14 protein-coding genes and 1 pseudogene are annotated in these 19,061 nt (G+C 72.5%); 10 read left to right on the forward strand and 5 right to left on the reverse strand.

Annotated features, from left to right (window positions below; translation table 11 throughout):
• Positions 1–62: 62 nt before the first annotated feature.
• From KCH_RS10655 to KCH_RS10675, 6 genes are all read left to right on the forward strand, one after another.
• Positions 63–1,415, forward strand: coding sequence for an MFS transporter (locus tag KCH_RS10655; RefSeq protein WP_051652947.1), 1,353 nt, complete (start codon positions 63–65; stop codon positions 1,413–1,415).
• A 125-nt stretch (positions 1,416–1,540) separates the two neighbouring features.
• Positions 1,541–3,433, forward strand: a complete 1,893-nt coding sequence (locus tag KCH_RS10660) for a helix-turn-helix domain-containing protein (protein ID WP_035861889.1) — start codon at positions 1,541–1,543, stop codon at positions 3,431–3,433.
• A gap of 114 nt (positions 3,434–3,547) precedes the next feature.
• Complete coding sequence (gene lipB, locus KCH_RS10665) at positions 3,548–4,318, forward strand: lipoyl(octanoyl) transferase LipB (protein ID WP_035871482.1); 771 nt, start codon at positions 3,548–3,550, stop codon at positions 4,316–4,318.
• 130 nt (positions 4,319–4,448) lie between these two features.
• The gene (gene lipA / locus KCH_RS10670; RefSeq protein WP_035861892.1) at positions 4,449–5,402 is read left to right on the forward strand and encodes a lipoyl synthase; all 954 of its coding nucleotides are present in this window, start codon (positions 4,449–4,451) and stop codon (positions 5,400–5,402) included.
• Between the two features lie 217 nt (positions 5,403–5,619).
• Complete coding sequence (locus KCH_RS42435; RefSeq protein ID WP_167574028.1) at positions 5,620–5,772, forward strand: hypothetical protein; 153 nt, start codon at positions 5,620–5,622, stop codon at positions 5,770–5,772.
• Between the two features lie 99 nt (positions 5,773–5,871).
• Positions 5,872–6,558: a DUF4191 domain-containing protein gene (locus KCH_RS10675; protein ID WP_035861895.1), complete on the forward strand. Its 687-nt coding sequence runs from the start codon at positions 5,872–5,874 to the stop codon at positions 6,556–6,558.
• 142 nt (positions 6,559–6,700) lie between these two features.
• Here KCH_RS10675 and KCH_RS10680 read toward each other — a convergent pair.
• Positions 6,701–7,167, reverse strand: a pseudogene (locus KCH_RS10680) (RDD family protein).
• A 322-nt stretch (positions 7,168–7,489) separates the two neighbouring features.
• Here KCH_RS10680 and glnA point away from each other — a divergent pair.
• On the forward strand, positions 7,490–8,902 hold the full coding sequence (gene glnA, locus KCH_RS10685; protein WP_035861896.1) for a type I glutamate--ammonia ligase: 1,413 nt from the start codon (positions 7,490–7,492) through the stop codon (positions 8,900–8,902).
• A 60-nt stretch (positions 8,903–8,962) separates the two neighbouring features.
• Here glnA and KCH_RS10690 read toward each other — a convergent pair whose 3' ends face one another.
• Complete coding sequence (locus KCH_RS10690) at positions 8,963–10,933, reverse strand: NPCBM/NEW2 domain-containing protein (protein ID WP_063750269.1); 1,971 nt, start codon at positions 10,931–10,933, stop codon at positions 8,963–8,965.
• Positions 10,934–11,249: 316 nt separating this feature from the next.
• Positions 11,250–13,328, reverse strand: coding sequence for an alpha-galactosidase (locus KCH_RS10695; RefSeq protein WP_035861899.1), 2,079 nt, complete (start codon positions 13,326–13,328; stop codon positions 11,250–11,252).
• 315 nt (positions 13,329–13,643) lie between these two features.
• Here KCH_RS10695 and KCH_RS10700 point away from each other — a divergent pair, with 315 nt between their 5' ends.
• The 3 genes from KCH_RS10700 to KCH_RS10710 all read left to right on the forward strand — a co-directional run bounded on the left by KCH_RS10700 (position 13,644) and on the right by KCH_RS10710 (position 17,365).
• Positions 13,644–14,684: a substrate-binding domain-containing protein gene (locus KCH_RS10700; protein ID WP_035861900.1), complete on the forward strand. Its 1,041-nt coding sequence runs from the start codon at positions 13,644–13,646 to the stop codon at positions 14,682–14,684.
• Between the two features lie 171 nt (positions 14,685–14,855).
• On the forward strand, positions 14,856–16,334 hold the full coding sequence (locus KCH_RS10705) for a sugar ABC transporter ATP-binding protein (RefSeq protein ID WP_051653928.1): 1,479 nt from the start codon (positions 14,856–14,858) through the stop codon (positions 16,332–16,334).
• Complete coding sequence (locus KCH_RS10710; RefSeq protein ID WP_035861904.1) at positions 16,331–17,365, forward strand: ABC transporter permease; 1,035 nt, start codon at positions 16,331–16,333, stop codon at positions 17,363–17,365. The genes KCH_RS10705 and KCH_RS10710 overlap by 4 nt, the downstream gene beginning before the upstream one ends.
• 69 nt (positions 17,366–17,434) lie before the next feature.
• On the opposite strand, the gene KCH_RS10715 is transcribed toward KCH_RS10710, so the two are convergent.
• Both KCH_RS10715 and KCH_RS10720 read right to left on the reverse strand, forming a co-directional pair.
• Entirely contained in the window at positions 17,435–18,424 is a 990-nt protein-coding gene (locus tag KCH_RS10715; RefSeq protein WP_035861907.1) for an alpha/beta fold hydrolase, read from the reverse strand.
• Between the two features lie 161 nt (positions 18,425–18,585).
• The coding region (locus KCH_RS10720) for an ABC transporter permease (protein ID WP_035861908.1) at positions 18,586–19,061 on the reverse strand (476 nt) is incomplete at its 5' end.

Below are 19,061 nucleotides of genomic sequence, written 5' to 3' on the forward strand. Positions count from 1 at the left end.
CGCAGCGGGCCGATAGGGTCCTGACCTTCCCTCACCCCCCACTTCCGCAAAGGGAATCCCAGATGGCTGCCTCTCCCGACGTCGCGAGACCCGCCTCCCTGCCCAGGGTGGTCGCCGCCTCGCTGATCGGCACCACCATCGAGTGGTACGACTACTTCCTGTACGGATCGGCGGCGGCGCTGGTCTTCGGGCACGTGTTCTTCCCGAAGTCGGATCCGCTGACGGGCACCCTGCTGTCCTTCCTCACCTACGCGATCGGGTTCGCCGCCCGGCCGCTGGGCGCGCTGGTGTTCGGGCACTTCGGCGACCGGATCGGCCGCAAGAAGCTACTGGTGCTGTCGCTGCTGCTGATGGGCGGGGCGACCACCCTGATCGGCTGCCTGCCGACGCACAACCAGGTCGGCGTGGCGGCGCCGGTCATGCTGACGGCGCTCCGGCTGGTGCAGGGCTTCGCGCTGGGCGGCGAGTGGGGCGGCGCGGTGCTGCTGGTCTCCGAGCACGGCGACCGGCGGCGGCGCGGCTTCTGGGCGTCCTGGCCGCAGGGCGGCGCGCCGGCGGGCAACCTGCTGGCGGCCGGCGTGCTCTCGCTGATGACGGCCGTGCAGTCGGACGCGGCGTTCCTGGCCTGGGGCTGGCGGGTGCCGTTCCTGCTGTCCGCGGTGCTGGTGATGGTCGGGCTGTGGATCCGGCTGGCGGTGGACGAGTCGCCGCTGTTCAAGGCGGCGCTGGCGGCGGCCGAGCAGCGGACGGAGCCGCAGAAGCCGCCGCTGGTGGCGGTGCTGCGCGACCACTGGCGGGACGTGCTGGTGGCGATGGGCGCCCGCATGGCGGAGAACATCTCGTACTACGTGATGACCACCTTCGTGCTGGCGTACGCCGTCGGCCAGGCCCACCTGCCCAAGCAGACCGCGCTGAACGCCGTGCTGATCGGCTCGGCGATCCAGTTCGCGCTGATCCCGCTGTTCGGGGCGCTCTCCGACCGGGTGGGCCGCAAGCCGGTGTACCTGGTCGGCGCGGTCGGCGTCGGCATCTGGTCGTTCGTGTTCTTCGGCATGGTCGACACCAAGGACTTCGCCTCCCTGGTCACCGCCGTCACCGTCGGCCTGGTCTTCCACAGCATGATGTACGCCCCGCAGGCCGCGTTCTTCTCCGAGCTGTTCGCCACCCGCACCCGCTACTCCGGGGCCTCCATCGGCGCCCAGTTCTCCTCCGTCGCCGCGGGCGCGCCCGCCCCGCTGATCGCCACCGCGCTGCTCAAGGACTACGGCAGCGCCACCCCGATCGCCGTGTACGTGGCGATCGCCGCCGCGATCACCGTCCTCGCCGTGCTGTGCGGCCGGGAGACCCGCGGCGCCGACCTCGCCGAGGCGGACGACGCTCGGGTGGACTCCGTGAAGGCCGATACGACGGTCTGAGCACTTCCGACAAAATCAGGGCCGCGTCACCGGGCAACCCGCCCGGCGGCGCGGCCCCGGCCCGTTCCTGCGACGGGCCGCGGGCGAACGGGGCCACGGGGGGCACGAGTGACAGGGAAGACCGAATGGACCGCCACACCACCGCCGCACCGGCGCTGCGCAGACTCCTCGACCTGCTGGCGACCGGCGCCGCCACCGAGGACTTCGCCGAAGTCCTCGCCGACGCCCGCCGGCAGGGCGCACCCGCCCAGGTCCTGACCGAGATCGACGACGCCACCTGGCAGGCCCTGCGCGTGCACCGGACGATGCGTCAGCACCGCCGCCGCGAGGCCGAGCTGACGGCGCTGTTCGACACCGCCGGCGACCTCGCCGCCTCCCGCGACCTCGACGCCGTGCTGCAGGCCATCGTCCGCCGCGCCCGGATGCTGCTCGGCACCGACACCGCGTACCTCACGCTCCCCGACGAGCAGGCCGGCGACACCTACATGCGGGTCACCGACGGCTCCGTCTCGCCGCTCTTCCAGACCCTCCGGCTCAGCCTGGGCGACGGCCTCGGCGGCCTGGTCGCCCAGACCGCCCGGCCCTACGCCTCCCACGACTACCGGGTCGACGAGCGCTTCCGGCACACCGGCCAGATCGACGCCGGCGTGCTCGACGAGGGCCTGGTCGCCATCATCGGCGTCCCGCTGCTGCTCGGCGGCACCGTGATCGGCGTGCTGTTCGCCGCCGACCGCACCCCGCGCGCCTTCTCCCCCGACGAGGTCGCCCTGCTCTGCACCCTCGCCGCGCACGCCGCGATCGCCCTGGACACCGCCAAGTCGCTCGCCGACACCCGCGCGGCGCTCGCCGAACTCGCCACCGCCAACGCCGTCATCCGCGCCCACGCGGGCTCCGTCCAGCGCGCCGAGCAGGCCCACGACCGGCTCACCGACCTGGTGCTGCGCGGCGCGGAGGTCTCCGACGTGGCCGCCGAGGTCGCCGCGCTGCTCGACGGCGAGGCCTCCGTCCACGACGCCGAGGGCACCCCGCTCACCGGTCCGGGCGGCGCGCCCGACGGCCTGGCGGACGCCGTCGCCTCCTCCCGGACCGGCGGCCACGCGGTCCGGCACGGCGCGGACTGGGTGTGCGCCGTCCTCGCCGGCCAGGAACTGCTGGGTTCGCTGGTGCTGCACGGCAGACCCGAGCTGGACGACGCCGACCGCCGGGTGTTCGAACGCGCCAGCGTGGTCACCGCGCTGCTGCTCCTGCTGCGGCGCTCGGTCGCCGAGACCGAGAACCGGGTCCGCGGCGAGCTCCTCGCCGACCTGCTCACCGCCCCCGACCGCGACCCGTCCGGCCTCACCGCGCGCGGCCGCCGCCTGGGCGTCGACCTCGGCCGCCCGCACCTGGTGCTGGTCGCCGTCGCCGCCGAGAGCTCCGCCCGGGAGCGGCTGGCCGGCGCCGCCGCCCGCTACCTGTTCGGCTCCCGCGGCATCAGCGCCGAGTTCGGCGACGGCGTGGTGCTGCTCGTCCCGCACGACGGCACCGGCGACGGCGCGGTCGCCGCGACCGCCGCGGAACGCCTCGCCCGACTCGTCGGGGCGCCCGTCACCGTGGGCACCGGCCGCGCCGCGAGCGGGCCGGTCGCGCTGGCCGCCGCCTACGCGGAGGGCGTGCGCTGCGTCCGGGCGCTGCGCGTCCTCGGCCGCGAGGGCGACGGCGCGTGCGCGGCCGACCTCGGCTTCCTCGGCGTCCTGCTCGGCGACGGCCACGACGTCGAGGGCTTCGTCCGCGCCACGCTGGGGCCGCTGCTGGACTACGACGCCAAGCGCGGCACCGAGCTCGTCCGCACCCTGCGCGCCTACTTCGACTGCGGCGGCAGCCTGACCAGGGCCAAGGACCTGCTGCACGTCCACGTGAACACGGTGGTGCAGCGGCTCGACCGGGTCGAGGTGCTGCTCGGACGGGACTGGAACCAGCCGGAGCGGGCGCTGGAGCTTCAACTCGCTTTGCGGCTGCTGCTGTTGGCCGGTGACTAGCAGGGGCGGAGCTCCCCGCGCCCGGGTTTCCGCACCCTCGGCGTACAGTGGCGAGGTTGGGCTGAACCGGCCGGCAGGGAGTCTGTGGTGAGCGAGAACGTGCGGTTCGTGCGGATGGGGATAGGCGAGCGGACCGTCCCCTACCAGGAGGCGTGGGCGGAGCAGCAGCGGCTGCACGCGCTGCGGGTGGCGGACGAGATCCCCGACACCGTGCTGCTGCTGGAGCACGACCCGGTGTACACGATGGGCAAGCGCACCAACCCGGAGGACCTGCCGCTGGACGGCACCCCGGTGGTGGAGGTGAACCGCGGCGGCGAGATCACCTGGCACGGCCCCGGCCAGCTGGTCGGCTACCCGATCGTGAAGCTGCCGGACCCGATCGACGTGGTGGCGTACGTGCGCCGGCTGGAGGAGGCGCTGATCCGGGCGTGCTCCGAGTTCGGCGTGGAGACCACCCGGGTCGAGGGCCGCAGCGGGGTGTGGAAGCTCGGCGCGGAGATCCCGGGCGCGGTGGTCGACCCCTCCCAGGTGGTGGAGATCGGCAAGCTGACGCTGCGGATGGGCCTGCCGCTGGGCATCGACCCGCGGCTCGCGGGCCCGGAGTACGCCCCGTCCAACGCGGGCCAGCGCGGCGACGACCGCAAGCTCGCCGCGATCGGCGTGCGGGTGGCCCGCGGCGTGACCATGCACGGCTTCGCGCTGAACTGCGACCCGGACATGACCTACTTCGACAAGATCGTCCCGTGCGGCATCCGCGACGCCGGGGTGGCCTCGCTGAGCGGCGAGCTGGCCCGTCCGTTCGCCGTCCCGGACGCGGTGGCCACGGTGGAGCGGAAGCTGGCCGAGGTGTTCGCCGAACTGCCCGAGCCGGCCGTCGCGGTCTGATCCCCGCGGGGCCCGGAATCGCTGCGCCGCGCCCCGCGTTGCCTTCCGAACGAAGGCCCGGGGCCGGGAGCAGGCCACCGAAGCAACGGCGTACCCTTTGGGGTACCCCGTCTAGTTCTAGGAGTCGCACGTGTCCGCTGTCGCACCCGACGGCAGGAAGCTTCTCCGCCTGGAGGTCCGCAACAGCGAGACCCCCATCGAGCGGAAGCCCGAGTGGATCAAGACCAGGGCGAAGATGGGGCCGGAGTACAACGCCCTGCACTCCCTGGTGAAGAAGGAGGGGCTGCACACGGTCTGCCAGGAGGCGGGCTGCCCCAACATCTTCGAGTGCTGGGAGGACCGCGAGGCGACCTTCCTCATCGGCGGCGACCAGTGCACCCGCCGCTGCGACTTCTGCCAGATCGACACCGGCAAGCCCGCCGAGTTCGACCGGGACGAGCCGCGCCGGGTCGCCGAGTCCATCGTCACGATGGACCTGAACTACGCCACCATCACCGGCGTCGCCCGCGACGACCTGGAGGACGGCGGCGCGTGGCTGTACGCGGAGACCGTCCGCCAGGTGCACGCGATGACGGCCGCCCGCGAGGCCGGCCGGACCGGCGTCGAGCTGCTGATCCCGGACTTCAACGCCGTCCCGGAGCAGCTCGCCGAGGTCTTCTCCTCCCGCCCCGAGGTGCTCGCGCACAACGTGGAGACGGTGCCGCGGATCTTCAAGCGGATCCGTCCGGCCTTCCGGTACGAGCGTTCGCTGGACGTCATCACCCAGGCCCGGGCGGCCGGGCTGGTCACCAAGTCGAACCTGATCCTCGGCATGGGCGAGACCCGCGAGGAGGTCAGCGAGGCCCTGTCCGACCTGGTCGACGCCGGCTGCGAGCTGATCACCATCACCCAGTACCTGCGGCCCTCGCTGCGCCACCACCCGGTGGAGCGCTGGGTGAAGCCGCAGGAGTTCGTCGAGCTCCAGGAGGAGGCCGAGGAGCTGGGCTTCGCCGGTGTGATGTCCGGCCCGCTGGTGCGCTCCTCGTACCGGGCCGGCCGGCTGTACCGGCAGGCGCTGGAGCGCCGCGAGCAGGCGGCGGTCTGAGCCGCCGGTGAGTGCCGTGCACGGAGGGCGGGCCCGTTCGGGTCCGCCCTCCGGCGCGTCCGGGCCGCCCCGCCGCGGCCGGGTCCGCCCGCCGGCGCGTCCGGGGCTGTCCGGGCTAACCGCCGACGTTTCACGTGGCATTGACGGCCGGGTCACCGTACGGTAACGGGCGTCCGGGACGCTGGAGCGGTCCCCGGGTCGAGGAGTTGGTGACGTCATGCGTACCGGACTCAGGACCGCCCTGCGGCGGGCCGAACAGGTGTTGCTGATCCGCGGCGCGCGCCGCAACGCGTGGGCGGCGGTGTGCGAGAACCGGCGGCTTGCGGACGAGCGCGAGCGCCCCGTACGGGTGCCCGAGCGCAGCGCCTGAGACACGGTCGGTGTCCGCGCCGGGATCCGGGAAAGTCCAGGGTCACGGAACCGGCACCGCCTTGGATGATCGCCACCGCCGCCACGTACCATGAGCGGTATGGCGAGGCAAAAATCCGATACTCCTGGGCGGCTCGCACAGATCCGCCAGGCATATGTCATGACCAAGCAGGTCGACTCCAAGATCGGCCTGATCATCGCCGGCGTCGGCCTGCTGACCTTCGGCGTGTTCCTCGCCATCGGCTTCGCCCTGGACCACCCGGTCTACCTGGGCATTCTCGGTTTCGTGGTGGCAGTGCTGGCGGTCGCGATCGTGTTCGGCCGTCGTGCCGAGCGGGCCGCGTTCGGGCAGATGGAGGGCCAGCCGGGCGCGGTCGCCGCGGTGCTGGGCAACATCCGTCGCGGTTGGAGCGCCAACCAGACCCCGGTCGCGGTCACCCGCAGCCAGGACGCGGTCTACCGTGCGGTCGGCCGGGCCGGCATCGCGCTGATCGGCGAGGGCAACCCGAACCGGGTGCGTCCGCTGCTGGCGTCCGAGAAGAAGAAGATGTCCCGCGTCGTCGGCGACATCCCGGTGCACGACATCATGGTCGGCAACGGCGAGGGCGAGATCCCGCTCAAGAAGCTGCAGATCCACCTGATGCGGCTGCCGCGGGCGATCACCGCCGCCCAGGTCACCGAGACCAACGACCGGCTGCGGGCGCTCGGCGACCTGCTGTCGAAGGCCCCGATCCCCAAGGGCCCGATGCCGAAGGGCGCCCGGATGCCCAAGGGCGGCGCGCGCTAGGCGCCCACTCCCCCGTAGGACACCACGGCCCCGCTCGCGAGATTCCTCTCCGCGAGCGGGGCCGTTCGACGTTCCGGGAGCGTTCCGGGTGCGCTGCCGTTCCGGAGGTGCTCCCGGGGTCGTTCCCGGCGGTGCTTCCGGGTCAGATCCGGACCTCGACGGTGCCGACGGCCTTGTCGTGCAGGCCGCGGGTGTCGCGGTCCCAGACGGCGGCCGGGATGACCAGGCAGAGCAGCAGGGTGCGCAGCAGCACCTGCGGGATGGTGGCGCGGCGGCCGTCGAGGCGGACCACCCGCAGGCCGAACAGGCGCTTGCCGATGGTGGTGCCGGTGGTGGCCAGGAACAGCACGGTGACCGCGTAGCACAGCGGGGTGGTCCACAGGTTGGCCGCGCCCTGGTCGCCGCCCGAGATCAGGCCGTAGGCGACCAGGCTGACCAGCCAGCCGTCCACGAACAGGGCGCCGATCCGGCGGCCGGGCCGGCGATCGAGCCGGGGCCGGCGGGCGGCAGGCCGAGGCGCTCGCCGCGGTGGCCGAAGTCGGCGCCCATCTTCTCGGCGGCCGCCTTCGGGCCGTCGATCCACGATCCGAGTGCTTCTCTGGTGTCCACGGATCCACCCTAACCGGGCTTACCGCCGCGGCCGGTGCCGGGCCCGCGGCGGGGCGCGCCCGGCCGGAATCCCGTCGGGGTGAACCGGGGTTCGGCCGACTGCCAGGAGTGGTCTGAACCATTCTGGGTAGACGTCATCTGTGGGGCCGTCGATTTGCCCCGGACCGTACCGCTTTGCCGCCCGCCCGAATGGCCTGGTTAACATGTGGGAAACAGTCGAGTCACGATCAGGAAACGGGTCATTCCTATCGTGAGCCCCCTGCACGGGGGCTCCCGTCGTCCCTGACGGAGGCTCAGACCCGCACGCCGAGGAGGAGTACGGATGTTCACCAACGCCGACGAGGTGAAGCAGTACATCGCGGACAACGACATCAAGTTCGTCGACGTCCGGTTCTGCGACCTGCCGGGCGTGTTGCAGCACCTCGCCGTTCCGGCCGACACCTTCGACCCGAACGAGACGCTGATGTTCGACGGCTCCTCGATCCGCGGCTTCCAGGCCATCCACGAGTCCGACATGGCGCTCGTCCCGGACCTCGCCACCGCCCGGCTGGACCCGTTCCGCACCGAGAAGCACCTCAACATCAACTTCTTCATCCAGGACCCGATCACCGGCGAGGCCTACAGCCGCGACCCGCGGAACGTGGCCCGCAAGGCCGAGGCGTACCTCGCCTCCTCCGGCATCGCGGACACCGCCTACTTCGGGCCCGAGGCCGAGTTCTACGTCTTCGACTCGGTGCGCTTCGAGACCAGCGCCAACGCGTCCTACTACCACATCGACTCGGTCGCGGGCGCCTGGAACACCGGCTCCGCGGAGGGCGACGTCCGCGGCTACAAGGTCAAGTACAAGGGCGGCTACTTCCCCGTCCCCCCGGTCGACCACTTCGCCGACCTGCGCGCCGAGATGTCCCTCGAACTCGGCCGCGCCGGGCTGACCGTGGAGCGCCAGCACCACGAGGTCGGCACCGCCGGGCAGGCCGAGATCAACTACAGGTTCAACACCCTGCTGCACGCCGCGGACGACCTGATGCTGTTCAAATACATCATCAAGAACGTCGCCTGGCGGGCCGGCAAGACCGCGACCTTCATGCCCAAGCCGATCTTCGGCGACAACGGTTCCGGCATGCACGTCCACCAGTCGCTGTGGACGAACGGCACCCCGCTGTTCTACGACGAGCAGGGCTACGCGGGCCTGTCCGACACCGCCCGCTACTACATCGGCGGCATCCTCAAGCACGCCCCGTCGCTGCTCGCCTTCACCAACCCGTCGGTGAACTCCTACCACCGGCTGGTCCCCGGCTTCGAGGCGCCGGTCAACCTGGTCTACTCGCAGCGCAACCGCTCCGCCGCGATCCGGATCCCGATCACCGGCTCCAACGCCAAGGCCAAGCGCATCGAGTTCCGCGCCCCCGACCCGGCCTCCAACCCGTACCTGGCCTTCTCCGCCATGCTGATGGCCGGCCTCGACGGCATCAAGAACAAGATCGAGCCCGCCGAGCCCGTCGACAAGGACCTCTACGAGCTCGCCCCCGACGAGCACGCCGCCGTCCCCCAGGTCCCCGCCTCGCTCGGCGCCGTCCTCGACGCCCTCGAAGCCGACCACGAGTACCTCCTGGCCGGCGGCGTCTTCACCACCGACCTGATCGAGACCTGGATCGACTACAAGCGCACCCAGGAGATCGCCCCCATCGCCCTCCGCCCGCACCCGCACGAGTTCGAGCTGTACTACGACCTGTAGGAGGGCCGTGCGGTGCCGGGCGGGTGTCCGGCACCGCACGTCGAGGGCGTTGCGGGTGGGTCAGCAGGTGAGGACCGGGGATGCCCAGTCGGCGTGGTCGCTGTTGTTGCCGTCGCCGCCGTCGGTGACGACGAGGTGGAGTTCGTTGGCGCCGGTGAGGTCGGCGGTGAGGTGCTTGGCGCCGGCGGCGGCGTTCAGTACGCCGCTGTCGGCGGCCTTGGTGCCGTCCTTCCAGATCTGGAAGGCGACGGTGCCGCGGCCCATGGCCTCGGCGTCGACGCCGACGTCGGTGGTCAGCGAGGTGCAGGCGCCGCCGAGGTAGTAGACGATCTCGCTGGGCGCGTTGGTGCCCAGGCCCTTGGCGTAGGTCGCCCCGTTGATGGTGATGGTGTGTCCGTCGCCGGACTGGTTGTCGCCGTTGCTGGTGTCCTTCTCGACCTGGCCCCAGCCGTTGCTGGCGGAGGTCCAGGTGAGGTCGGAGAGCTGGTGGGCGCCGGCGGCGGGGCCGTTGCCGCAGGCGATCCGGGCGTCGGCCCAGTCGGCGTGGTCCCAGCTGGTGCCGTCGCCGCCGTCGGTGACCACCAGGCGCAGGGTGGCGGCGCCGGTGAGGTCGACGGCGAGTTTCTTCGCCGGGTCCTTGCCGGTGAGCCTTCCGCTGTCGGCGGCGAGGGTTCCGTCCTTGAAGATCCGGAACACGGCGGAGCCGTTGCCGGAGGTCTCGTCGTCGATGCCGACGGCGGTCACCAGGTTCTTGCAGGCGCCGCCGAGGTTGAAGGTGAGGTCGCTGGCGGCGTTGGTGCCGATGCCCTTGGCGTAGGTGGTGCCGCGGATGGACAGGGTGTGGCCGTCACCGGCGGCCCAGTCGCCGTTGCTGCGGTCGCGCTCGACCGGGCCCCAGCCGTTGAGCTGGGCGAGGAACGGCAGGTCGCTGAGCTGGCTCATGCCGGTGGGCGGCGGGACGGGCGTGCTCGGGGTGACCCGGAACATCGCGGTGCCGTGGCCGGGGACGGTGGCGCTGATCGTCCCGGTGCTGATGCCGGTCTTCTTCGACCACAGGTCCTTGACCGTGTACGAGGGCGCGCCGCCGATGCCGACGGCCTGCACGGTGGTGGTGAGGGTGGCTTCGTAGGAGCCCTCGTTGGTGAGGGTGACCGCGCGGCCGCCGTCGGCCAGCGGCTTCGACATGACGACCAGGCCGTTGTCGCTGGAGACCACCGAGCCCTGCTTGCCCAGCGGGTCCTGGTCGACGGCGATGACGTCGGCGTTGGTGAGGATGTCGAGCGTCTCCTGCTGGGCGGTGCGCAGGTCTGCGCCGATCAGCAGGGGTGCGGCCATCTCGGCCCAGAGGCTGAAGTGGGTGCGGTACTCGGTGCCGGTCATGCCGCCGTTGCCGACCTCCAGCATGTCCGGGTCGTTGAAGGCGCCGGGCTTGGCGTACGCGGAGAGTCCCTGGTTGGCGTGCGCGATGGAGATCATGCTCTGCCAGGTGTCGCTGATGTCGCCGGTGGTGCGCCAGGAGTTGCCGACCGGAGGCGCCCAGTTCCACGGGCCGGTGGAGCCCCATTCGCAGATGCTGTAGAGGATCGGCCGGCCGGTCTTCTTCAGCGCGTCGCCCATCGCCTTGTAGCGGGTCTGCGCGTCGACGCCCATGTTGTTGCAGTTGTCGTACTTGAGGTAGTCGACGCCCCAGGAGGCCCACAGGTCGGCGTCCTGCTGTTCGTGGCCGAGGCCGCCGGGGAAGCCCTTGACGTCGCAGGTGTGGATGCCGGCGCTGGAGTAGAGGCCGAACTTCAGGCCCTTGCCGTGGACGTAGTCCGCGAGCGCCTTGATGCCGTGCGGGAACCGGACCGGGTCGGGCACCAGGTTGCCGGACAGGTCCCGGACGGGCAGGGCCCAGCAGTCGTCGAGGTTGACGTACTGGTAGCCGGCCGCTTTGAGGCCCTTGCTGACGAACAGGTCGGCGATGCCCTTGACCAGGTCCTCGTTGAACTGGGATCCGCACCAGGTGGTGTTCCAGTTGTTGAAGCCCATCTGGGGGGTCAGGTTGAGGCCGTTGTCGAGTGCCAGCGCCGGTGGTGCGGTGGCGAGTTGGGCGCCGACGACGAGTGCGCCGCCGCCGGCCAGCAGGGTGAGGGACGTCAGCGCGGCTCCGAGGCGGCGGGACAGTTGTGCGCGTAAGGGCTGCAAGGTTCCTCCCGGGGAACGAGACGTGCGGAACTCGACCGCACGGACAGTGGATCGGGGCGGAGCCGTCGCGCGGTCCGCGCCACGCCGCGGCGTGGGCCGGACGGAGCGGGGCTCCTCGGCGGAGGGTGCGGCACCCTCCGGGCTCGGTGGGTCCGCCGGTTCAGGACAGCAGGCTCCAGGACTGGCCGGCGGCCGATCCGTCGGGCCGGTCGAGGACGACGGCGGACGCGGGCGCGGACTGCGGGGCGTCCAGTGCGAGGCCGGTGGCGACGTTGGTGATGGTCAGCGCGCCGGTGGCGGTGTTCTGGACGACGCGCCACTTCTGGTGGGGACTGTCGGGGTCGTAGCGGTTGAGGACCCAGGCCGCGCCGCCGGGCGCGGCCGGCCCGGTGAGGGTGCCGTGCACCTGGGTGTCGGTGAAGCAGTCGTCGGTGATGTGCACCGTGCCGTCGGCGTTGGCGTCGAAGCGCCACCGCTCCGAGGTGTGCCAGTCCCACCAGGTGTTGATGTCGGTGGTCGAGCCGTCGGGGGCGCTGCATATGCCCCGGACCTCCAGGGCCTGGCCGGCGGTGCCGCCGGCGCTGATGCCGTGGTAGCGGCCGTCGCCGATCACCGCCGCGGGGACGGTGGCGGGCAGGGCCCTGAGCCGGTACATGGCGGTGCCGTGCGGGGCGAGCGTGGCGCCGAGCGTGCCGGTGAGGTCGCCGGTGGCTCCGGTCCACAGCTCCTTGGAGGAGTAGCCGGGGCCGGTCAGCCCGAGCGCGCCCAGGGTGGTGGAGACGGTCCGGGCGGAGTTCGGGTCCTGGTTGACCAGCAGGACGGCGGTGTCGCCGTTGGCCAGCTGCCGCTTGAGGACCAGCGGGTCGGTGGGGCCGTTCGGCGGGTTGCCGACCAGGGTGGCGGGCTTGCCGAGGCTGTCCTGGTCGACGGCGATGACGTCGGCGTTCTTGTAGACGGCGAGCGCGGAGTCGCTGATGCCCGTGGACCAGGTGTAGCCGTCGGAGCTGTGCTGGGAGTCGGCGGCGCTGCGCAGGTCGGCGCCGGAGATCAGCGGGGAGGCCGTCATGGCGAGGATCGACATCTCGCTGCGGGACTCGGTGTCGTTCATCGGCTTGTGGCAGGTGCAGGTGTCGGTGGTGCCGTAGAGGCCGTACGGGTCGAGCCAGCCGGCGAACATCATGTCCAGGTCGTTCCAGCTGCCCGGCCGGACGTTGCCCGGGTACTGCAGCGCGGTCCGCAACTGGCCGTCGAGGAGCACGCCTTCCAGGTCCGGGCCGCGGTCGCCGCCGATCCGGCAGAGGTTCGCGACCTGACCGCACCAGATGCCGGTCGGCGCGTAGCCGGGGGCCTGCCGGGCGGGGGTGCCGGCCGCCGCGATCACCGGGTCGGTGCGGGCGGGGTCGTCGCCGGCCAGCAGGTGCGGGACGCCGGTGTGCACGGGCTGGGCGGACACGCTCAGCACGACGCGCGGCCGGCCCCGGGCGGCGGAGGCGGCGTCCAGGGCGCGCTGGAAGTCCTGCGTGCGGGCGTAGAGGGAGCGGGTCAGCTCGCGGCCCTCGCCCTGGGTTCCGTAGTCGTACCCGTCCGGGCCGACGATCGGCGGGCCGTAGGGGCAGTCGTCGTACTTGACGAAGTCGACGCCCCAGGCGACGAAGTCGGCGGCGTCGGTCGACTCGTGGCCGAGGCTGCCCGGGTGCCCCTGGCAGGTGGTGTACGTGCCGGTGGCGTAGAGGCCGAACTTCATGCCCTTGCTGTGGGCGTACCACGACAGGTACTGGATGCCGTTGAGGGTCTGCCCGTCGACGGTGCGCGCCGGGAAGCGGTCCGGGTCCGGAATCAGGTGACCCGTCGTCAGGTCGAAGCCGGTGCCGTCGGTGCCGCTGGTGGGGTTGCGGTCGGCGTCGTAGAGCTGCATCGCGCCGTAGGAGTTCTTGGCGAAGTCGGCGGTCTGGCCGTCGCGGTGGGAGAGCGACCAGCCGTCGTCGATGGTGACGGTGTCGTAGCCGGCCGCCACCAGGCCCTTGGAGGACATGAAGTCGATGGTCTGGACGACCTGTTGCTGGGTCACCGCGGTGCCCAGGGTGTTCCAGGAGTTCCAGCCCATCGGCGGGGTGAGGGCGCGGCCGTTGTCGAGAGCGGCGGCGGGGGTGGAGGCGGCGACGGCGGCCGTCAGGCCGGACGCCGCGAGGGACAGCGCCGCGAGGGCGTGCAGCAGGGGGCGTAACGCGGGTGGACGCATGGGGGCGCTCCAGGTGAGCGTGTGAGGGAATGTCGCATGGCGGTCGGTTCTGTTGAATCCATCTCCAGGGGTTGGCGACCGGAGGAACTTCCAACAGAAAGCAACGCATGGTAGCCAGACCGGAAACCAGCCCTCAAGACCCCGAACGCGCCGTCCTGGCAACGGTTCAAGCCGAACTGACGTCACGGGCGGGCACCGCTGCACCCGCTCTTGACATGTCAGTGCAATGGCACTGTGATGTGTCAGTCGCGTTCGAGCATGTTGGTTTCTGGTGGTTTACGGGCCGCCGGAGCCCGGTGCGAAGGAGCCTCCCTCATGTTCCGTGTCATCGATCGCCGTGCCGCCGCAGGACTCCTGCTGACCCTGGGCCTGACCGCCACCGCCTGCTCCACCGGCCAGGAGTCCGTCTCCGGCGCCCCCTCGGTCGCCCCGGTCGACGGGAGGATCTCGATCACCTACCTGCAGAAGCAGGGCGACCAGGAGTACTTCGTCGGCGAGGCGGCCGGCGCGAAGAGCAAGGCCGCCGAACTGGGCGTCGACCTCAAGGTGGTGAACCTCGGCAACGACGCCAACAAGACCGTCAGCGAGGTGCAGTCCGCGATCGCCCGGAAGACCAACGGCGTCATCGTGGTCGTGCCCGACCCGGCCGTCGGCCCGCAGGTCGTGCAGACCGCGCGGGACGCGAGGATCGCCCTGCTCACCTCGGACGACCAGGTCTGCGCCACCGGGCCGGACCCGGCGAAGTGCGCCAAGTCCGACCTGGTGCCGCGGATCGGCTTCTCCGGCGCGCAGATGGGCGGCGAGGTCGGCAGGCGCGCCGCCGACGAGTACCGGAAGGCCGGCTGGAACGCCGCCGACACCCGGATCGTCTCCGCCTGGAAGCAGGACGTCACCGTCTGCGGCGACCGGGTCAGGGCCGCCAAGGAGGCCTTCGACGCCGTCGTCCCCGGGGTCCGGGTCATCGACGTCGCCACCGACAACACCCCGACCGGCGCGCAGGACAAGGTCGCCGCGACGGTCACCGCCAATCCCGGGGTCAAGCACTGGGTGGTCTGGGGCTGCAACGACGAGAACGTCCAGGGCGGCGTCACCGCCCTGCAGAACGCCGGCGTCGGCCCCGAGGACATCGACGGCGTGGGCCTCGGCGCCTACCTCGCCTGCAAGGACTGGAGCGGCGGCCGGCCGTCGGGGATGAAGGCCGCCCTGTTCATCAACGGCAGGGACGTCGGCGCACTCGCCGTGCAGACCATGTACGACCGGCTGAAGAACAACAAGGAGATGCCCGCCGAGGCGTTCGCCTCCACCACCATGGTCGACGCCGCCACCTGGAAGAGCGCCGGCGTCACCTGCAACTGACCGTCCTCCCCCGCGGTCGCCCGGTGGGGCGGGCGGCCTCCTCCGCTCCTTCTCCGAGGTGACCCAGTGAGCAGAGCACGCCGCGCGACCCCGCACTCCCGTCCGCCCGCCGGCCGGCCCGACCCCGGCGCCGGGGCGCGGGTCGAGGGCCTCACCAAACGGTTCGGGGCGGTGCAGGCCCTGAGCGACGTGACCCTCGACCTCCCCGGCGGCCGGGTCACCGCCCTCATGGGCGAGAACGGGGCCGGCAAGTCCACCCTCCTGAAGATCCTCACCGGCGACCACCGGCCCACCGGGGGACGCGTCCTGCTGGACGGGCGGCCGGTGGACCTGCGCTCCCCGGCCGACGCGCGGGCCGCCGGCATCCGGATCATCCCGCAGGAACCCGAGATCGTCCCGCACGTGCCGGTCGCCGAGAACGTCTACGTCGGCTCCCTGCCCCGCCGGGCCGGCCGGCGCCTCGACCGGGCCGAGCTCCGCCGCCGGATCGTCGCGGACCTCGATCGGCTCGGCTTCGCGGACGTCCTGGAACCGGACCTGCTCGGATCGCAACTGACGGCCGCCCAGCGCCAGTTGGTCGAGATCATGCGGGCGCTGACCGGCGGGAGCGCCGCCCGGGTCATCGCCTTCGACGAGCCGACCTCCTCGCTGTCCGAGCACGAGGTCGACGCCCTGTTCGCCCTGATCGGCCGCCTGCGCGAGCAGGGCGTGGCCGTCGTCTACGTGTCGCACCGGATGCAGGAGATCTTCCGCCTCGCCGACCGCATCGCCGTCCTGCGCGACGGGGCCCTGGTCGGCGTCCGCGACGCCGGGACCACCACCGAGCACGAGCTGGTGCGCCTGATGGTCGGCCGCGACCTGTCGACGGTGTTCGTCCGCCGCCCGGTCGTCACCGACCGGGTCGTGCTGGACGTCCGCGGCCTGACGACGGACCGGGTCCGCGGCATCGACCTGCGCGTCCACGCCGGCGAGGTGGTCGGCCTCGCCGGGCTGATCGGCGCCGGACGCTCCGAACTCGCGCTGGCGCTCGCCGGCGACCTGCCCGTCCGCTCGGGCAGCGTCACCCTGGACGGGAAGCCGCTGCCGTCCGGCAGGCCGGGAGCGGTGATCCGCGCCGGCCTGGGCCTGGCCCCGGAGGAGCGGAAGGCGCAGGCGCTGTTCCTGCACCGCACCGTCCGGGACAACATCTCCGTCGCGGTGCTGGAGCGGCTGCGCCGCTTCCGCTTCGTCCGGCGGGCTGCGGAGCGCGACCTCGCCCAGGAGTACACCGACCGGCTGCGGGTCCGCACGCCGTCCGTCGAGCACGAGGTCCGCAAGCTCTCCGGCGGCAACCAGCAGAAGGTCGTCCTCGCCCGCTGGCTGGCCCGCAGGCCCAAGGTGCTGATCCTCGACGAGCCCACCCGCGGCATCGACGTGGGCGCCAAGGCCGAGATCTACCGGATCGTCGCCGACCTCGCCGAACAGGGCGTCGCGCTCCTGGTGATCTCCTCCGAACTGCCCGAACTGCTCGGCCTCGCCGACCGGATCGTCGTCCTGCAGAACGGGCGCACCACCGGCGAGCTGAGTCGTGCGGAAGCCACCGAGGAGGCCGTCCTCGCCCTCGCGATGGCCGAGGACATCAGCACGAGCGACCCGGGAGCGAGCTCATGACGACCGCCACCACACCGCCGGCCGTCCCGGACGACGAGGCCCGGCGCCGGCCCGCCGCGGGGACCGCGCTGCTGAGCGCCGTCGGCGGGCAGAACCTCAGCCTGATCGGCGCCCTGGCCGCGGTCCTCACCGTCTTCGGCCTCCTCAACGACCACTACCTCAGCCTCACCAACATGCAGGTGATCGCCGAGGCCGCCACCATCACCGGCCTGCTCGCCGTCGTCCAGACCGTCGTCATCATCTGCGGCGGGCTCGACATCTCGGTCGGCTCCCAGGCGGGCGTCGCCTCCGTGGTCAGCGCCATGGCCTTCACCTCGACCGGCTCCAACGCCTTCGCGGGCATGGCCGCCGCCGTCGCCGTCGGCCTGCTGGTCGGCGTCCTCAACGGCGCGGTCATCGTGTACGGCCGGGTCAATCCCACCATCGCCACCCTCGCCGGCCTGGCCGCCTACAAGGGCCTCGCCCAGCTCCTCTCCGACGGCCGGGCCCAGGGCTACGTCCTGAACGACGCCGTCTTCGTCTTCCTCGGCCGGGGCCGGATCGCCGGGCTCCCGGTGATGGTCTGGATCCTCGTCGCCGTCGCCCTCGCCGTCCACGTCCTGCTCACCCGCACCGACATCGGCCGCAACATCTACGCCGTCGGCGGCAACGACACCGCCGCCCGGCTCGCCGGCATCGACATCAACAAGTACCTGGTCTCCGTCTACGCCCTCATCGGCGCCGTCGCCGCCGTCGCCGGCATCCTGCTCACCGCCCGCACCGGCAGCGGACAGCCCACCTCCGGCAGTGAGGGCCTGGAGCTCAAGGCCATCACCGCCGCCGCCCTCGGCGGCTGCGCCCTCAAGGGCGGCAAGGGCACCGTCGGCGGCACCCTGCTCGCCGTCGCCCTCCTCGGCGCCCTGGAGAACGGGCTCACCGGACAGGGCATCAACTCCTTCTGGCAGAACGTCGCCCAGGGCGCGCTGCTCGTGGTCGCGGTCGTCGTCCAGCAGCGCCGCACCGGGGAGCGCGCCGTCGGCCTCCCCGCCTGACGGGCGCTCCCCGGCCGCTCCGGCAACTGCTTCCCGAGCCGGTCGCCGGAGCGGCGGCGTGACGTGCCGTCAGCGGCAGAGCCGGGCGACCAGGTCGAGTTCGTCGGCGAGGAGCGACGGGTCGCGGGGGCCGGCGTGCGGGGCCGGGAGGGAACGGGTGCGGAAGGGGTTGTGGGGGGTGGTGGCGTCGGCCTCGCGGATCATGAGGTCCTGGAGGGCGAGCGGGATGGTGCGGTCCTGGGTGTAGCGGACGTAGGTGCGCGGGACGCGGCCCCAGCGGTCGGGGAGGCCGCGGGCGTCCTCGTCCGCGCCGACGGCCGCGGACTCGTCGGGTTCGAGGATGTTCATCAGGGCCCGGACCTCGGCGTCCGTGCGGTCGGCGGCGAGCGAGTCCTTGACGGCGGCGAAGAACGCGGGGTCACCGGAGCGCCAGTCGACCCGGCTGACGCCCAGCTCGGGCGCGGTCGGGACCGGCGGGATCCGGAACATCGCGCTGGTGGCGCCCTCGGGCGTCATCACGAGCCGGAGCACCGAGGGGTGCCGGGTGGGGCAGAACGCGGAGGCGTACACCAGGTGCGCGATCAGCTCGGGCACCTGGTTGGCGACCGCGTTGAGGGTCGCGCCGCCGAGGCTGCTGCCGACCAGGACGACGGGGCCGTTGCGGCGCGCCCGCCGGACCACGCCGACGACGTGCGCGGCGAAGTCGGCCAGCGTCACCCGGGAGAGCGGGGACGGTTCGGTGCGCAGCCGTTCGAGGTCCTGCGGGAACTGGTAGGACTCGGGGAGGTACGCGCCGAGTCCGTGGCCGGGCAGGTCGACGGCGAGGGCGCGGTGTCCGCGCAGGCCCAACTCCCGCAGCAGGGGCTGCCAGTAGAAGGAGTTGCTGCCGGAGCCGTGCACCAGGACGAAGGTGGGCGTGCCGCCTCCGGGCCCGTCCGCGCGGGCGGTGGCGGCGCCCGCGACCGTCGCGGTGAGTGCCCCCGCCCCGGCCACGGCCGCTCTCAGTGCGCTGCGCCGCGACGTCCCGCGGGTGTCGGTGCTGCGCTGTTCCTCGGCCATGACGGCCCCTCCTCTGCGTTCGCGGACCGCGACGGCGACCCGTCGCGGTGAGTGCGAAGGCCGGCCCGCCGCGCCCCCGGTGTACGAGTGGTCCGGCCTTCTCAGAAGGAGGACCGGGCAGCCCGGCGGAATGTGACCGGCAGTCAGGTACTGAGTCGCCGTCAGTCTGCGTGCAGGGCGGTGACCACCGTCATCCGGCCGACCCGGCGGGCGGGGAGGACGGCGGCGGCCAGACCGATCAGGACGGTCAGGGCGAGCGCGGCGAGGACGAGCAGCACCGGGGGTCCGCCGAGGGTGCCGATGCCGGAGGTGACGGAGCGGGCCGCCGCCCAGCCGTAGGCGAGGCCGAGACCGGTGCCGGCGAGGGCGGCGGCGAGGGAGAGCAGCAGCGCCTCCAGGGTGAGCATGCGGCGGAGTTGACGGCGTGACATGCCGATAGCGCGGAGCATGCCGATCTCGCGGGCGCGTTCGCTGACGCTGAGCATCAGGGTGGCGGCGACGCCGAGGCCGGCGATGGCGACGGAGAAGGAGAGCAGCGCCATGGTGATCCGGGTCATCCGGTCGATCAGGGAGCGGAGGGTCTCGGCCTGGGCGGCGGTGTCGGTGACCTGGATGCCGGGCCGGCCGGCCAGGGCCC

Origin of the sequence: Kitasatospora cheerisanensis KCTC 2395, from assembly GCF_000696185.1 — a bacterium.
GTDB classification, from domain to species: Bacteria; Actinomycetota; Actinomycetes; order Streptomycetales; family Streptomycetaceae; genus Kitasatospora; species Kitasatospora cheerisanensis.

Excerpts from the sequence above, each read along its gene's own strand:
- KCH_RS10675 (WP_035861895.1), top strand. The coding sequence starts at position 5,872 with ATGGCGAGGCAAAAATCCGATACTCCTGGGCGGCTCGCACAGATCCGC.
- KCH_RS10710 (WP_035861904.1), top strand. The coding sequence starts at position 16,331 with ATGACGACCGCCACCACACCGCCGGCCGTCCCGGACGACGAGGCCCGG.
- KCH_RS10715 (WP_035861907.1), bottom strand. The coding sequence starts at position 18,424 with ATGGCCGAGGAACAGCGCAGCACCGACACCCGCGGGACGTCGCGGCGC.
- KCH_RS10690 (WP_063750269.1), bottom strand. The coding sequence starts at position 10,933 with ATGGGCTTCAACAACTGGAACACCACCTGGTGCGGATCCCAGTTCAAC.
- KCH_RS10700 (WP_035861900.1), top strand. The coding sequence starts at position 13,644 with ATGTTCCGTGTCATCGATCGCCGTGCCGCCGCAGGACTCCTGCTGACC.
- KCH_RS42435 (WP_167574028.1), top strand. The coding sequence starts at position 5,620 with ATGCGTACCGGACTCAGGACCGCCCTGCGGCGGGCCGAACAGGTGTTG.
- KCH_RS10695 (WP_035861899.1), bottom strand. The coding sequence starts at position 13,328 with ATGCGTCCACCCGCGTTACGCCCCCTGCTGCACGCCCTCGCGGCGCTG.
- lipB (WP_035871482.1), top strand. The coding sequence starts at position 3,548 with ATGGGGATAGGCGAGCGGACCGTCCCCTACCAGGAGGCGTGGGCGGAG.
- KCH_RS10660 (WP_035861889.1), top strand. The coding sequence starts at position 1,541 with ATGGACCGCCACACCACCGCCGCACCGGCGCTGCGCAGACTCCTCGAC.
- glnA (WP_035861896.1), top strand. The coding sequence starts at position 7,490 with ATGTTCACCAACGCCGACGAGGTGAAGCAGTACATCGCGGACAACGAC.
- KCH_RS10655 (WP_051652947.1), top strand. The coding sequence starts at position 63 with ATGGCTGCCTCTCCCGACGTCGCGAGACCCGCCTCCCTGCCCAGGGTG.